Annotated in this window: 13 protein-coding genes; 6 read left to right on the top strand and 7 right to left on the bottom strand. The window is 69.3% G+C overall.

What is annotated here, in order from left to right; all coding sequences use genetic code 11:
* Window positions 1-31: 31 nt before the first annotated feature.
* The 6 genes from ACIPYW_RS05745 (at window position 32) to ACIPYW_RS05720 (ending at window position 9002) form a co-directional block, all read left to right on the top strand.
* Window positions 32-4297 carry a DUF6049 family protein gene (locus ACIPYW_RS05745; RefSeq protein ID WP_400411612.1) on the top strand — a complete coding sequence of 1422 codons (4266 nt, stop codon included), beginning with the start codon at window positions 32-34 and terminating at the stop codon, window positions 4295-4297.
* Window positions 4298-4471: 174 nt separating this feature from the next.
* Window positions 4472-5470 carry a thioredoxin-disulfide reductase gene (gene trxB, locus ACIPYW_RS05740; protein ID WP_400411610.1) on the top strand — a complete coding sequence of 333 codons (999 nt, stop codon included), beginning with the start codon at window positions 4472-4474 and terminating at the stop codon, window positions 5468-5470.
* Window positions 5471-5553: 83 nt separating this feature from the next.
* The gene (gene trxA, locus ACIPYW_RS05735) at window positions 5554-5880 is read left to right on the top strand and encodes a thioredoxin (RefSeq protein ID WP_022832611.1); all 327 of its coding nucleotides are present in this window, start codon (window positions 5554-5556) and stop codon (window positions 5878-5880) included.
* 189 nt (window positions 5881-6069) lie between these two features.
* A complete protein-coding gene (locus ACIPYW_RS05730) occupies window positions 6070-7374 on the top strand; it encodes a PLP-dependent aminotransferase family protein (protein ID WP_400411608.1) in 1305 nt (434 codons plus the stop codon).
* 40 nt (window positions 7375-7414) lie between these two features.
* Entirely contained in the window at window positions 7415-8377 is a 963-nt protein-coding gene (locus ACIPYW_RS05725; RefSeq protein WP_400411605.1) for a D-alanine--D-alanine ligase, read from the top strand.
* A 7-nt stretch (window positions 8378-8384) separates the two neighbouring features.
* The gene (locus tag ACIPYW_RS05720; protein WP_400411603.1) at window positions 8385-9002 is read left to right on the top strand and encodes a YdcF family protein; all 618 of its coding nucleotides are present in this window, start codon (window positions 8385-8387) and stop codon (window positions 9000-9002) included.
* Between the two features lie 628 nt (window positions 9003-9630).
* Here ACIPYW_RS05720 and ACIPYW_RS05715 read toward each other — a convergent pair.
* The 7 genes from ACIPYW_RS05715 to rnpA are packed head-to-tail and all read right to left on the bottom strand — an operon-like array spanning window position 9631 to window position 14286.
* Window positions 9631-10596, bottom strand: a complete 966-nt coding sequence (locus ACIPYW_RS05715; RefSeq protein WP_400411600.1) for a ParB/RepB/Spo0J family partition protein — start codon at window positions 10594-10596, stop codon at window positions 9631-9633.
* Window positions 10596-11489 (bottom strand): ParA family protein, encoded by an 894-nt coding sequence (locus ACIPYW_RS05710; RefSeq protein ID WP_400411597.1) that lies wholly within the window; start codon window positions 11487-11489, stop codon window positions 10596-10598. Before ACIPYW_RS05710 ends, ACIPYW_RS05715 begins: the two co-directional genes overlap by 1 nt.
* Window positions 11490-11547: 58 nt before the next feature.
* Window positions 11548-12192 carry a 16S rRNA (guanine(527)-N(7))-methyltransferase RsmG gene (gene rsmG / locus ACIPYW_RS05705; protein ID WP_400411595.1) on the bottom strand — a complete coding sequence of 215 codons (645 nt, stop codon included), beginning with the start codon at window positions 12190-12192 and terminating at the stop codon, window positions 11548-11550.
* Window positions 12189-12686 (bottom strand): R3H domain-containing nucleic acid-binding protein, encoded by a 498-nt coding sequence (locus ACIPYW_RS05700; protein WP_058724812.1) that lies wholly within the window; start codon window positions 12684-12686, stop codon window positions 12189-12191. Before ACIPYW_RS05700 ends, rsmG begins: the two co-directional genes overlap by 4 nt.
* Entirely contained in the window at window positions 12687-13649 is a 963-nt protein-coding gene (gene yidC / locus ACIPYW_RS05695) for a membrane protein insertase YidC (protein ID WP_290134168.1), read from the bottom strand.
* A gap of 8 nt (window positions 13650-13657) precedes the next feature.
* Complete coding sequence (gene yidD / locus ACIPYW_RS05690; RefSeq protein WP_400411592.1) at window positions 13658-14035, bottom strand: membrane protein insertion efficiency factor YidD; 378 nt, start codon at window positions 14033-14035, stop codon at window positions 13658-13660.
* A complete protein-coding gene (gene rnpA, locus ACIPYW_RS05685) occupies window positions 14032-14286 on the bottom strand; it encodes a ribonuclease P protein component (RefSeq protein ID WP_400411590.1) in 255 nt (84 codons plus the stop codon). Before rnpA ends, yidD begins: the two co-directional genes overlap by 4 nt.
* Between the last annotated feature and the right edge of the window lie 119 nt (window positions 14287-14405).

Here is a 14405-nt window from a genome sequence, read left to right as displayed (position 1 = left end):
CGGTCCGGGTCGATCCCCCGGGCACCCCTGTATGCAGCTCTTCCGCACCATCTTCGCCGCGGCCGCGTCGTCCCTCGTGGCGCTCGGCCTCGTCGTCGCGCCCGTCGACGCCCCGTCCGCGAGCGCCCTGACGACCGCGTCCTCCGTCGAGACGGCTCCCGCCGAGGTGTCGACCGCGACCGAGGGCACGACGAGCGTCACGGTGTCCCCGGCGAACCGCGGGGTCGTGCACCGCGACGAGGACCTCACGCTCTCGGTCACGGTGACGAACGACACCGACGATGCGCTCCCGGCGGGCACGGCCGAGCTCGACATCTCCCGGGTGGTGAGTTCACGCGACCAGCTGTCCGACTGGCTCGTCGACACCAGCACGACCGGTTACCCTGGCGCCCCGATGGACACTGTGGACGTCCCGGCCGTCCCGGCGCACCGTTCGGTCACCCTGCGCTCGGTGAAGATCGTCCCGGGCAACGTCGGACTCGGGGGCTACGGCTCGTTCGGTCCGCGACGCATCGCGGCCGTCTACACCGCTGGCGGGACGACCGCCATCGCCCGCTCCGCCATCACGTGGGACCCGGCGTCGGCCGAGACGTCGGTGGGCGTCACCCCGGTCGGGGTCTCGGTCGCGATGCCGATCACCCTGCCGCACTCGTCGAGCATGTTCGTCGGGGCCGACGAACTCGCCGCCGCGACCGCGGTCGACGGGACGCTCACCCAGCAGCTCCGCGCCGCCGAGGGGCACAACGTCGCGGTCGGCATCGACCCGCGCATCATCGCGTCGATCCGGATCCTCGGCCAGAACGCACCGTCGAGTGCGACCGCGTGGCTGCAGGACCTCGAGGACATCCGCAACGAGACCTTCGCGCTGCCCTGGGCCGACGCCGACGTCACGGGGCTGCGGCAGGCGGGTGCAGACGGCGTCCTCGCGCCGATCTCGCTCGACGCGGGCATCCGTCCCGAGAACTTCCCCGGCGCCTCCACGCCGAGCCCGACCCCGTCGGCGACCGCCCCGACGGACGCACCCTCCACCGCCGCACCGGGCGACACCGCGACCGCCTCCCCGACCGACGGAGCCACCGGCGCGGCCGATGGCGCCGCCGACGGCACCGACCCGGACAGCACCGAGGTCCTCCCCACGACCTCGTCGCTCCTCGACTTCGACTACTCGATGGACGACGTCGCGTGGCCGGTCGAGGGCACCGTCGCCCAGGGTGACCTCCCGGCGCTCCGCGAAGCCGGCACCACGACGACGATCGTCGCGAGCGGGAACACCTCCGCGGGTGCCGACACCACCATCCCGGCGTCCGAGCGCATCGGCTCCGACAAGGTGCTCGTGGCCGACCAGGCGATGTCGTCGCTCCTCCGCCAGGCGGCGACCGCGACCGACCAGCGCACCTGGGACACCGCGATGTCCGAGCTCACCGCGACCCTCGCGAGCGCGGCCCGCGCCGGCACCGCGACGTCCCCGGTCCTCCTCACCCTCGGTCGGGACTGGCCGTCGGACTCCACCCGGCTGTCCCAGGCCCTCGACGCGCTCGAGAGCACCCCGTGGGCCGCGCCGACCGACCTGTCCTCGACCGCGTCGGCGACCCCCGGTTCCCTGACGTTGACCAAGGCGTCGGACGGCGATGCCCGCATCGACCGCCTGGAGCGGCTGGTCCAGGCCTCGGAAGCCCTCTCCGGCTTCGCCACGGCGCTCGACACCCCCGAGGACGTCACCGCACCGGCACGACTCCAGCTCCTGGCCCTCGCTTCGAACTCCTGGCGCACGGACGGCGACACCCTCGACGCAGCGATCACGAACCGCGTGGCGGGCTGGACGAAGACGACCGAGTCGGTGACGATCACGGACTCGAGCAGCCTCACGCTGCTGGGCGACCGGTCGTCCCTGCCGATCTCGATCCGCAACGAGTCGAAGTACCCGGTGACGGTCCGGCTCTCCGTGCAGCCGTCGAACTCGGCGCTCCGTGTCGTCCGCAACGACATCGTGGTCAAGGTCCAGAGCGACTCCTCGACGCGCACCACGGTGCCGGTGCAGTCGGTGGCGAACGGCAAGGTGTCGCTCACCCTCGCGCTGACGACCCCGACCGGTCAGACCATCGCGCAGCCGGCCACCGTCGAGCTGAACGTGCAGGCGCAGTGGGAGACCGTCATCACCGCCGTCGCCGGCATCGCGCTCGTCGCGATCTTCGGCTTCGGCATCTTCCGGAGCATCCGCAAGCGGGCGCGACGTCGCCGCGGCGAGACCGACGACGAGGACGACGACCCCAACCGCCCGCTCGCCGAGCAGCCGGGTCAGTCGGTCCAGGCGGTCCAGTCGGGTCCGTCGGTCCAGGCGGGACAGCCGGGAGGCCCGGTGCCCGTCCGCCACGCAGCAGCGGCCGCGCGGTCTGCCGCGGTCGCAGGGCCCCGCAGCGATCCGCAGGACGGCCCGGGCCGGCCGGCAGCCGCGGCTGCGGCATCGCGCACTGACCGTGAGCACCTCGACGAGGCGAGCCTCGACGGCGGGGCCGGGGCGCGCCTCCAGGCCGGTTCCGGTCACCACGACGAAGCGTCGGACGACCCCGCGCGCCGACCGACCGATCGACCCGCCGAGCAGCCCGCACCCGAGGAGCCCCTCATCAGCACCACCCAGCCGCAGCCCGTCGTCGACGCCGAACCCGTCGCCGAGCGAAGCCTCGGCCGAGCGAGCGCGATGCTCGCAGCCGGCACCATGGTGTCGCGCGTCCTCGGGTTCGCGAAGACGATCATCCTGGCCTACGCGATCGGCCAGCAGGGCTCCGTCGCTGCCGACGCGTTCGCCGTGTCGAACCAGCTGCCGAACAACATCTACGCGCTCATCGCCGGGGGTCTGCTCTCGGCCGTGCTCATCCCGCAGATCGTCCGGTCGATGCAGCAGCACACCGACGGCGGTACCGCGTACGTCAACAAGATCGTGACGCTCGGCGGGACGGTCTTCGTGGTCATCACGATCATCGCCACCGCGCTGGCACCGTTCCTCGTCTGGGCGTACAGCATCCAGGGCGGCGACGGCTCGAAGGGCTTCACCGCCGCCCAGACCGACCTCGCCGTGGCCTTCGCGTTCTGGTGCCTGCCGCAGATCCTCTTCTACGCGATGTACTCGCTCCTCGGCGAGGTCCTCAACGCCAAGCAGGTCTTCGGGCCGTTCACGTGGGCGCCCCTCATCAACAACGTCATCGCCGTCGGCGGGCTCATCGTCTTCATGGCGTTGTTCGGGGACCGCTCGGTGAACGCCGGCCTCGACGACTGGACCCCGGCGAAGATCGCGGTGCTCGCGGGCAGCGCGTCGTTCGGCGTCGTGGCGCAGGCCGCCTTCCTGCCGTTCTTCTGGCGTCGTGCCGGTCTCACCTACCGCCCGGACTTCCGGTGGCGGGGCGTGGGGCTCAAGGCGACGGGGACCGCTGCCGGGTGGCTCTTCGCGATGATCCTCGTCACGCAGCTCGCCGGCCTCGTCCAGTCACGCGTCTCGTCGCTCGGGACCGGGGCCGCGGGCAACGCGGTGCTGCAGAACGCCTGGCTGCTGTTCATGCTGCCGCACTCGATCATCACGGTGTCGATCGCGACGGCGTACTTCACGCGGATGAGCCACGACGCCGAACGCGGCGACCTCGACGCCGTGCGGCGGAACCTGTCCCTCAGCCTGCGGATCGTCGGACTCTTCACCGTGTTCGCCTCCGTGGCGCTCATGGTGGTGTCGGTGCCGTTCGGCCGGATCTTCGCGAGCACCTTCGACGGTGCACTGTCGATCGGTGCCGTGCTCCTCGCCTACATGCCCGGACTCGTCCTCTTCAGCATGCTGTTCGTGATCCAGCGGGTGTTCTGGGCGCTGCACGACCACCGCACGCCGTTCCTCATGCAGTGCGTCCAGTCGGTCCTCTTCGTGATCGGGGCCCTCTCGGTGTCTCTGCTCCCGGACACGGTCATCGGGTTCTCGATCGCGGCGTGCACGACGCTCGCCGGCTCGGCGCAGACCGTCCTCGCACTCGTGCTCGTGTCGCGGCGACTCAAGGGCATGGAGGGTGCGAACGTGACCCGGTCGCACCTGCAGTTCATCGTCGCCGCGCTCGTGGCCGGAGCGGTCGGCCTCGTGGTCGTCTGGTTCTTCGGAGCGTTCAGCGCGAGCGGGTTCGCGATGTCCGACGCGACCGGAGCGGTCCTGACGATCGTCCTCACCGGCGTCGTGATGGCGCTCGTCTACTTCGGTGTGCTGGCGCTCGCGCGGAACCAGGAGATCCGCGGGGCGGTCGACATCGTCCGGGCCCGGCTCGGTCGCTGACCCCGGGTCCGACTCGGTCGCTGTCCCTGGGCCCTACTCGGTCGCTGAGCCCGCTCGCGGCCAGGTCGCCGTCCGCGTCCTGTCGGCCGCTGGCCGCGCTGCACGGGTGGCGTGGAATGTCGCGCCGGTAGCATGTGTTGACCCGGTCAGCACTCAACGGAAGGGCAGCGAGGCATGCGCCAGCTCATCATCATCGGTTCCGGTCCGGCCGGGTTCACCGCCGGCATCTACGCCGCGCGCGCGGAGCTCAAGCCCCTCATCGTCGCGTCCAGCGTCGAGACCGGTGGCGAACTCACCAAGACCACCGAGGTCGAGAACTTCCCGGGCTTCCCCGAGGGCATCCAGGGCCCCGACCTGATGATCAAGATGCAGGAGCAGGCCGAGAAGTTCGGCGCCGAGGTCCTGTACGACGACGCGGTGTCGGTCGACCTCACCGGCCAGGTCAAGAAGGTCACCGTCGGCTCCGGCGAGACGTACGAGGCCCTCGCGGTGATCTACGCGACGGGTTCCGCCTACCGTCACCTCGGCCTCCCGGACGAGGAGCGCCTGTCGGGCCACGGCGTCTCGTGGTGCGCGACCTGTGACGGCTTCTTCTTCCGTCAGAAGAACATCGCCGTCGTCGGCGGTGGTGACTCCGCCATGGAAGAGGCGACGTTCCTCACGCGCTTCGCCGACAAGGTCACGGTCATCCACCGCAAGGACACCCTGCGCGCGTCGAAGATCATGCAGGACCGTGCCCACAACGACCCGAAGATCGAGTTCGCGTGGAACAAGGAGGTCATCGGCATCGACGGTGAGTCCTCCGTGACGGGCGTGCAGCTCCGCGACACCGTGACCGGGGAGGCCTCCTCGCTCGAGCTCGACGGACTCTTCATCGCGATCGGCAACGACCCGCGGACCCACCTCATCCACGGGCAGATCGACATCGCGCCGGAGGGCACCATCGCCGTCCAGGGCCGCTCGTCGAAGACCAACCTGCCGGGCGTGTTCGCGGCCGGTGACGTCATCGACCCGACCTACCGGCAGGCGATCACCGCTGCGGGTTCGGGTACGGTGGCCGCGCTCGACGCGGAGAAGTACCTCGCCGAACTCGACGACGACCTCACCGTGCCGGCCGAGGGCGTCACCCCGGAGCCGCCCGTCACGGTCGACGTCGAGGCCGCACGCGCCTGAACCCGGGGAATGTCACAGCGGCCCGTCCGTTGTACCCACCGAACGACTTCTCGGCTGCGACCGGGATCCACGAAGGAGCACACATGTCCAACGCCAAGGCAGTCACCGACGCCACCTTCTCGGACGAGGTCCTGAAGTCCGACAAGACGATCCTCGTCGACTTCTGGGCCGAGTGGTGCGGTCCGTGTCGCGCGGTCTCGCCGATCCTCGACCAGATCGCCGCGGAGCACGCCGACAAGATCGAGATCGTCAAGCTCAACGTCGACGACAACCCGCAGTCGGCCATGAACTACCAGATCACCTCGATCCCGGCCATGAAGGTCTTCAAGGGCGGCGAGGTCGTCAAGACCGTCATCGGCGCCAAGCCGAAGCCGGCGCTCGAAGCCGACCTCGCCGAGTTCCTCGCGTAGTCGGCACGACACGCTCGAACGCCCCGTCCCCGGTCCCGGGGGCGGGGCGTTCTGCTGTCGCTGGCCGGACACCTGTGCGTCCGATGGTGCGTTCTCTCACGATGCAGGCCACCAGAGGCCGATCGGACCCCGGGTTTCCGCAGCACATGTCGTAGTGTGGCGGGAATGCCTCAGTGAACGGAGCACACGATGACGAACGGCACCAGCCTCGACCCCTGGTACGACTCCTACGCCCAGCGCACCGCCGGGCTGAGCGCCTCCGAGGTCCGAGCCCTGTTCGCCGTCGCATCGCGCCCCGAGGTGGTCTCCCTCGCCGGGGGCATGCCGTACGTCTCCGCCCTGCCCCGTGAGCTCGTGACGGGCTCGATCGACCGCGTGATGGCCGAGGACGCCGCCATGGCGCTCCAGTACGGCGGGGGGCAGGGCCTGCGGTCCCTGCGCGAGCACATCGTCGACGTGATGAGCCTCGAGGGCATCCGTGCCTCGGCGGACGACGTCGTCGTGACCACGGGCTCGCAGCACGCCCTTGACCTCGTCACGCGACTCTTCATCGATCCGGGCGACGTCGTCCTGGCCGAGTCACCGTCCTACGTCGGCGCGATCGGCGTCTTCCGCTCGTACCAGGCCGAGACCGTGCACGTGACCACCGACGAGCACGGCCTCGTCCCGGAGGCCCTGCGCGAGGCGATCGCGAACCTCCGGACGCAGGGCAAGCGGGTCAAGTTCCTCTACACGATCCCGAACTTCCACAACCCCGCTGGCGTCACGATGAGCCGTGAGCGCCGGATCGAGGTCCTCGACATCTGCCGCTCGAACGGCATCCTCGTGCTCGAGGACAACCCGTACGGGCTCCTGTGGTTCGACGAGCCGGCGCCCCAGGCGATCCGCTCGATCGACGACGAGGGCGTGGTGTACCTCGGCTCGTTCTCGAAGACCCTCGCGCCGGGCTTCCGGGTCGGTTGGGCACTGGCTCCGCACGCGATCCGCGAGAAGCTCGTCCTCGCCAACGAATCGGCCGTGCTCGCGCCGAACTCCTTCGGGCAGTACGTCGTCAACGCCTACCTCGATGCGGCCGACTGGAAGGGTCAGATCGACACCTTCCGTGGGCTCTACGCCGAGCGCCGCGACGCCATGCTCTCCGCGCTGGGGGAGTTCCTGCCCGACCTCACCTGGACCCGACCGAACGGTGGGTTCTTCGTGTGGCTCACCCTGCCGGACGTCCTCGACTCGAAGGGCATGCTGCCTCGCGCGGTGAAGGAACTCGTGGCCTACACGCCGGGGACCGCGTTCTACGCAGACGGTCGCGGCGGCGGGAACATCCGGCTGTCCTTCTGCTACCCGACCGCCGAGCAGATCCGGGTCGGGGTGAAGCGTCTCGCGACGGTCGTCAACGACGAGCTGGAACTCCTCGAGACCTTCGGTTCCGCCACGCGGGCGAACGCCGTCGTCCGGCCGTCGTCGTCGGTGTCCGCTCCGCCGCCGAACATCTCCTGATCAGCACTTTCGTTCCTACCCAGCACGGAGGACCACCCGCATGGCCGCGCCCGCACACCGTCACGTCGTCGTCGTCGCCGGAGGGATCTCACACGAGCGTGACGTCTCCCTCCGCTCCGGTCGACGGGTCGCCGACTCCCTGACCGGCTACGGCTGGAACGTCGACCTCCGGGATGCGGACGCCTCGCTGCTCCCGGCTCTCGCCGAGTCACGCCCGGACGTCGTGTGGCCGGCTCTGCACGGCGCGTCCGGAGAAGACGGGGCCCTGCGGGGCATCCTGGAGGCACTCGACATCCCGTTCGTCGGCTCGCGATCCACGTCGGCCCGCCTGGCATGGGACAAGCCCACCGCGTCCGCGCTCGTCGCGCGCGCCGGCGTCCGGACTCCACGGTCGATCACGCTGTCGCACGACGTCTTCCGCGAGCTCGGTGCGGTTGGGGTACTCGAGGCCATCGCCGGTGAGCACCCTGTCCCGCTGGCGGTGAAGCCGGCCCGTGGCGGCAGCGCTCAGGGCGTCACGCTGGTGGACGACGTGAACGACCTGCCCCGTGCGATGGTCACGGCGTACACCTACTGTGACGACGTCGTCGTCGAGCAGCTCATCCGGGGCGTGGAGGTCGCCGTCGGCATCATCGACACCGGTGACGGCCCGCTTGCACTCTCGGCGGTCGAGATCGTGCCGAGGAGTGGAACCTACGGGTTCGAGGCGCGGTACAACGCCGGTGAGACGACGTTCTACACCCCCGCGCGCCTCTCGGTGGAGCAGGCGGCTTCCGTGTCCGCGGCCGCCGTCGCCGCGCACGAAGCGCTGGGCCTCCGGCACCTGTCCCGTGTCGACCTCATCATCGACGGGGCCGGGACGCCGTGGTTCCTCGAGGCCAACGTCCTGCCGGGCCTCACGGAGACCTCGCTCGTCCCGCAGGCCCTCTCCGCATCGGGGTTCGATCTCGGCTGGACCTACGCGGAACTCGCCGAGCAGGCGATCCGCGACGACGCGCACTGATCCCCCGATGCAGCAGAGGCGTGTTCCACGTGGAACATCCCTCCTCACCGTCGGCACCGGGGTCGCTCTGGCGGTGGTGATCGCCGCAGACGGTCTGCACGCTTGCGCAAGTCGGCGCGGCCACGGACTCGCGGCCATACCGGACGCCATGGCCGCCGGCTGCGTGGTGGTTCTCGGCTTCGCGAACGGCCACTCACGGATCAACATGATCAATCGTTGGCGCGCGCGGATCGCCCTTCGGAGTGCGCGCGGCCGACCTGGCACCACGATCATCTGTAGCGGGGGAGCGGTCCGCGGCTCCATGGCCGAGGCCGAACTCCTCCGTCGTCACCTCCGCGACGACCTCGGTTGGTCAGGGAGACTCGTCGTCGAAACGGAGAGTCGGTCCACGTGGGAGAACGTCCGCAACGTCGCGCCACTTCTCGCCGACGCACAATGGATCGTGTTCGCGTCCAACAGTCTCCATGCTGAGAAGGCGCGGCGCTATCTCCGCCGCCAGCGTCCGGATCTCGCACGGCGGCTGGTACCTGGTCCGGACCATCGCTGGGGCGAGATGGCCGCGGTCAAGCCGGTGTTCGCCGCGGTCGGAGTCTGGAAGCTTGCACGCCTGCGGCGCTCCACGTGAGACAGCGACCAGCCGGCGCGGGTCGCGGCGCCACAGCCCTGCCCTGCTTTGTCGTTCCACGTGGAACATTGCGTGTAAGGAAGCGCACGAACTCCTCAGCCTCGGGCGCGTACCCTCGTCAGAGCGCGCCCGCTACCCCGCGCGACGACGAGTGAGAGAGGCACTGCGCGACCGAGCTCCGGTGTTCTCAGCGTTCCAGGCCTGCAGCGTTCCACGTGAAACATCGCTCGAGCTCGCGCCCGAGGTTAAGGAACAGCCGCGTCCTGCCGTTCCACGTGAAACGGTCGATGATGAGGAGCCCCTGCGACATCTTCAGGGGCGTGACGGATCGTCGACGCGTCTGCGAAACTCACCGCCGCCGCCCACCAAAGGGGCGTGCGCGAACCGCTCAACGCGCTCTGGCGCCGCTGCGGATGCTGGGGTAGGCCGGACACCCGAGACGAGGACGTTCGGCCCGGAGACAGCCGCACAGGCCGCTGCTGACCCCATGAGCGCGCGACCTCGTGCGGCTGACGATCAATGTCTGACCGAAGAGGCTCCCGCCGCCCGTGTAGCGCAGCGCGGGGGAGTGCGGCGGAGTGCGGCGCACACTCCCGCAGGAGGAGCCAGCAGCGCCGCCGATGACCGCCTACTCGCCGATGTCGCGGATACCGAGCTCGGCGAGGATACGGTTCAGGTCTTCGCCGTTCGCGAAGTCGATCGTGACCGAGCTCTTCCGCGCGCCGACGGCGATCTTCACCCGGGTGTTCAGACGATCGCCCAAGCGTTCTGCGAGGTCGTCGAAGTGCGCTTGGCGCTTCGTCGTCTGCTGCTTGGGCTTTGCCGGAGTTCCGGCGGCAAGCTGCTGCGCCAGCGCTTCAGCGGTGCGCACGGAGAGGTCTTCGTTGACGATCTTCTCGGCGAGGTACTCCATCGCCTCTGCGTCCGGGGCCGCGAGGATCGCCCGAGCGTGGCCCGCGGACAGGACACCTGCTGCGACTCGCCGCTGCACGGGGGAGGGGAGGCGCAGCAGACGGATCGTGTTCGTGATCTGCGGCCGGGACCGACCGATCTTCTGCGCGAGCTGCTCCTGCGTGATGCCGAAGTCGGCGAGGAGTTGCTGGTACGCCGACGCCTCTTCGAGCGGGTTCAGCTGCGCGCGATGCAGGTTCTCGAGCAGCGCATCGCGCAGCATCGCGTCATCGGGGGTTTCCTTGACGATGGCGGGAATCGTGCTGAGACCCAACTCCTTCGTCGCGCGGAGACGACGCTCGCCCATGATGAGTTCGAACTGGGGCTCCGTGCCGGAGGCACCAGTGATGGGGCGCACGACGATCGGCTGCAGGACACCGATCTCGCGGATCGAGTGCACGAGCTCCTGCAGTTCCTCTTCACGGAACTCCTTGCGCGGTTGGTGCGCGTTCGGGACCACGTCGAGTGGATTCAGGTTCGCCAGCCGGGCGCCGGGGACGGCAACGAGGTCTTCTGCCGTCGGCGCCGATGCCGGCGATCCCCCGGTCGGGAAGAACACGTCGACGGGACGGTCCTGCTGCTCGGTCGCCGTCGGGATGAGGGCGCCGATGCCTCGGCCGAGTCCGGTTCGCTTCGGTGCCATCAGTTCTGCGCTCCTCGTGCTGCGATCTCGGAAGCCGCCTCCAGGTAGGAGAGCGAGCCGGTGGAGTTGACGTCGTACGCCACGACGCTCTGGCCGTAGCTCGGGGCTTCGCTGACACGTACCGACCGGGGGATCATCGACTTCAGCACCTGGTCACCGAAGTGCTCCCGGACGTCCGCAGCCACCTGGTTCGCGAGGTTCGTCCGGCCGTCGTACATCGTCAACAGGATCGTCGAGACGCGCAGCTTCGGGTTCAGGTGCCGCTCGATGAGCTCGATGTTCCGCAGGAGCTGGCTCAGACCCTCGAGCGCGTAGTACTCGCACTGGATCGGGATCAGCACTTCCTCGGCAGCGACGAAGGCATTGATGGTCAGGAGGCCGAGTGACGGCGGGCAGTCGATGAAGACGTAGTGGTACGGCTCGTCGAGCGAATCCAAGTATTGGTCGAGTGCTGTCCGCAGCCGTTGTTCACGCGCGACGAGCGACACGAGTTCGATCTCCGCGCCCGCAAGGTGGATCGTCGCCGGCACGCACCAGAGCGTCTCCGACTCCGGGGAGCGCTGGACGCAGTCAGCGATGGGCGCCTCGTCGACGATGACGTCGTAGATGCTCGCAACCTCAGCCTGGTGATCGACTCCGAGGGCGGTCGATGCGTTGCCCTGCGGATCCAGGTCGATCACCAGAACGCGAGCACCACCGTGCGCCAGGGCGGCAGCCAGGTTGACCGTCGTCGTGGTCTTCCCGACCCCACCCTTCTGGTTGGACACCGTCATGATGCGGGTCTTCTCCGGCAGCGGGAACTGCTGGGTCGCGATGGCCCGCCGGCGTCGGTTCAGGTCAGCGATCTCACGAGCGAGCGGCGTCGAAGCGTCGTAGTCGGTGGATGAACTCAACGAGTGCCCTCTTCCCCGGTTCGTGTTTCACGTGGAACGCGGAGCGCTGCTGCCGGCGTCAATCAACTGTAGCCCGGAACACGCGCGTGGTCTCCTCGACCACACCGTCCCCGAGCTCGAGGACCTCGACGTCGCCGAGACGTTTGCGCAGGATGACCTTGCGAGCCTTCTCGACCTCTTCGTCGACCCGCGCGCCCTTCATCAGGATGAGCTGTCCGCCGGAGCGCACGAGTGGAACGGTGAGGGGGATGAGTTTCGACAGCGCGGACACCGCACGGGCAGTCACCTGGTCGACGACGATGTCGTCAGCGACGTCCTCGGCACGCGCCCAGACCACCGTCACGTTGTCGAGGGGAAGGCGCTCGACCTCGGCGTTCAGCCAGTCGACCCGGCGCTCCATCGGCTCGATGAGCGTGAAGTGTACGTCCGGGCGCGCGATCGCGAGGACCAGGCCGGGCAACCCGGCACCGGAGCCAACGTCGGCGACTCGGCCACGGGCCTCCAGGAGGGGTGCCAGCAACGCTGAGTTGAGGATGTGTCGCGTCCATAGCCTGGGCAGTTCGAGGGGGCCGATCAGCCCCAGCTCCTCACCCCGCCGTGCGAGTTCGTTCGTGAACGAGCGGGCGAGCTCCAGGCGGTCGCCGAAGAGGGCCGCCGCGGCGGCCGGTTCGACTTCGAGCTCCGGTGCGGAAGCCTCGGTCATCGCGTGACGACGGTGTGCCGGTCGCGGCCCTCACCCTCGGACTCCGAGTGGAAGCCCTTCTCCGCGACGAGGTCGTGGACCAGCTTGCGCTCGTAGGACGACATCGGGGGGAGCGCCGCAGAGGACGATCCGCCCTCGATCCGCTCGATCGCGGTGTCGACGAGGCGCTGCAGCTCCGACGCACGGGTATCGCGTGAGCCAGCGACGTCGAGGATCAGGCGGCTGAACTCGCCCGTCTCCGCCTGCACCGCGATGCGGGTCAACTCCTGGAGCGCCGTCACGGTCTCCGGCTTCGACAGGACACGAAGGGAGTCACCGTCATCCGTGACGGACAGGTACACCCGGCCGCCGCGCTCTTCGATCTCGATGTCTCCGTCGAGGTCGCAGATGTCGAGCAGCTCCTCGATGTAGTCACCGGCGATGTCGGCCTCGTCGCGCTCGACCTCATCGTGGTCGGTCTCGGGCGCCTCGGCGGTGGTGGTGTCGTCCGTCACTTACTTCTTCCCGTTCTTCTTCGACCGGTTCTTGCCGACCGGCTGCTGACGCTGCGTCGTGACCCGCACGGGCTCGACCTCGACCGCGGCCGCGCCTGCACCGGCCTCCGCGAGCACCGGGGTACCGCGGCGCTGGGCCTTCTTCGCGAGGCGGGCCTCGCGGGCGAGAGCTGCCTCGGAACCCGGGGTCGGCATGCTGCGGATGACGAAGTACTGCTGCGCCATCGTCCAGATGTTCGAGGCGAGCCAGTAGAACATGACGCCGAGGGGGAACGAGAGACCCGAGATGACGAAGACCAGCGGGAGGATGTACAGCATCATCTTCTGCTGGCGGTACATCGGAGACTCCTTGGTCTCCGGGGACATGTTCTTCGCGACGAGCTGGAGCTGCGTGATGAACTGCGACGCCGTCATCACGACGATCATGAAGCCCGCGATCACCCGGACTTCCCAGCCCGACGCGTTGGTGAAGGTCTCGTGCAGGGGGGCGCCGAAGAGCGACGCGTTGCCGAAGGAGCGAGCGAGGTCGCTGGAGAGCAGGCCGATGCCCGTCTTGTTGATCTGCGCCTCGTGCAGCACCGAGTACAGCGAGAAGAAGATCGGCATCTGGATGAGCAGCGGCAGGCAGGAGCTCAGCGGGTTCGTCCCGGTCTCCTTGTAGAGCGCCATGGTCTCGCGGCTCATGGCCTCACGCGAGAACTGGTCCTTCTTGCCCTTGTACTTGTCCTGGATCTTCTTGAGCTGCGGCGCGACCTCGAGCATGCGGCGCTGCGACTTGATCTGTCGGACGAAGATCGGGATCAGCGCGGCGCGGACCACGAAGGTCAGGAAGATGATCGACAGCACCCACGTGATGCCGGCACCCGGGTCCATGCCGAGGTTCTCGAAGATCCAGTGGAAGCCGACGAGGATGGCGGAGACCACCCACTTGAGCGGCCAGAGGATCGTTCCGATGAAGTCCATGGGGGCGGTCACGCCTTTCGCGTTCGCTGGGAGAGCAGCAGCGGGGCGATCGCAGGCTGCTGGGGCTGCGGTGTGGAGGTCGGGCCGGTGACGAACCCGAACCGGTTCACGGTGTAGGAACGACGTCGTTCCGGGACGTCGTCGATGCCGCCGGCTGCCCAGGGGTTGCAGCGGGCGATCCGCCACGCACCCAAGGCCGTGCCACGGACCACCCCGTACTGCTGGATGGCCTCGAGCGCGTACCGGGAGCACGACGGGTGGTAACGGCAGACGTTCCCGTAGAGCGGCGAGATGACCGCGCGGTAGGCACGGAGCACGACGACGCACGCGTTGCGCGGGAGCAACGCGATGACCCAAGCGATCCGGGTCAGCCGACTGCGGTTCATGCTGCCTTCTCCACTCCGCGCGCGAACGAGCGCGAAACGTCTCCGAGCAGGGTAGGCCATCCGGCCTGCGCAGCGGCTGGCAGTGCGCGGATCACCACGTCGTGCCCGGTCGGCACGCCGGCGAGCAGTTCGTGCGCGATCGCCTTCAAGCGTCGACGGACGAGGTTGCGCGTGACCGCGTTCCCGACGGTCTTCGCGACGATGAACCCGAAGCGCGTCGGTCCGACCGATCCGCCGGGGTGACGGACCACGGATACGACGACGTGGGGCGGGGGGGGGGGGGGGGGCCCCCGCGCCCCCCCCCCCGCCGGGGGGCCCCCCCCCGCGCCGGGGGGGGGGGGCCCCCCGCGCGCCCCCCCCCCACCGGCCG

Origin of the sequence: Curtobacterium sp. NPDC089689 (genome assembly GCF_044749145.1) — a bacterium.
Classification (GTDB): domain Bacteria; phylum Actinomycetota; class Actinomycetes; order Actinomycetales; family Microbacteriaceae; genus Curtobacterium.
Note: the sequence above shows the minus strand (reverse complement) of the source record. Positions and strands in the feature narration are given on the sequence as shown.

Excerpts from the sequence above, each read along its gene's own strand:
- yidD (WP_400411592.1), bottom strand. The coding sequence starts at position 14,035 with ATGAACCGCAGTCGGCTGACCCGGATCGCTTGGGTCATCGCGTTGCTC.
- ACIPYW_RS05715 (WP_400411600.1), bottom strand. The coding sequence starts at position 10,596 with ATGGCACCGAAGCGAACCGGACTCGGCCGAGGCATCGGCGCCCTCATC.
- trxB (WP_400411610.1), top strand. The coding sequence starts at position 4,472 with ATGCGCCAGCTCATCATCATCGGTTCCGGTCCGGCCGGGTTCACCGCC.
- ACIPYW_RS05725 (WP_400411605.1), top strand. The coding sequence starts at position 7,415 with ATGGCCGCGCCCGCACACCGTCACGTCGTCGTCGTCGCCGGAGGGATC.
- ACIPYW_RS05745 (WP_400411612.1), top strand. The coding sequence starts at position 32 with ATGCAGCTCTTCCGCACCATCTTCGCCGCGGCCGCGTCGTCCCTCGTG.
- rsmG (WP_400411595.1), bottom strand. The coding sequence starts at position 12,192 with ATGACCGAGGCTTCCGCACCGGAGCTCGAAGTCGAACCGGCCGCCGCG.
- yidC (WP_290134168.1), bottom strand. The coding sequence starts at position 13,649 with ATGGACTTCATCGGAACGATCCTCTGGCCGCTCAAGTGGGTGGTCTCC.
- ACIPYW_RS05720 (WP_400411603.1), top strand. The coding sequence starts at position 8,385 with ATGCAGCAGAGGCGTGTTCCACGTGGAACATCCCTCCTCACCGTCGGC.
- ACIPYW_RS05730 (WP_400411608.1), top strand. The coding sequence starts at position 6,070 with ATGACGAACGGCACCAGCCTCGACCCCTGGTACGACTCCTACGCCCAG.
- trxA (WP_022832611.1), top strand. The coding sequence starts at position 5,554 with ATGTCCAACGCCAAGGCAGTCACCGACGCCACCTTCTCGGACGAGGTC.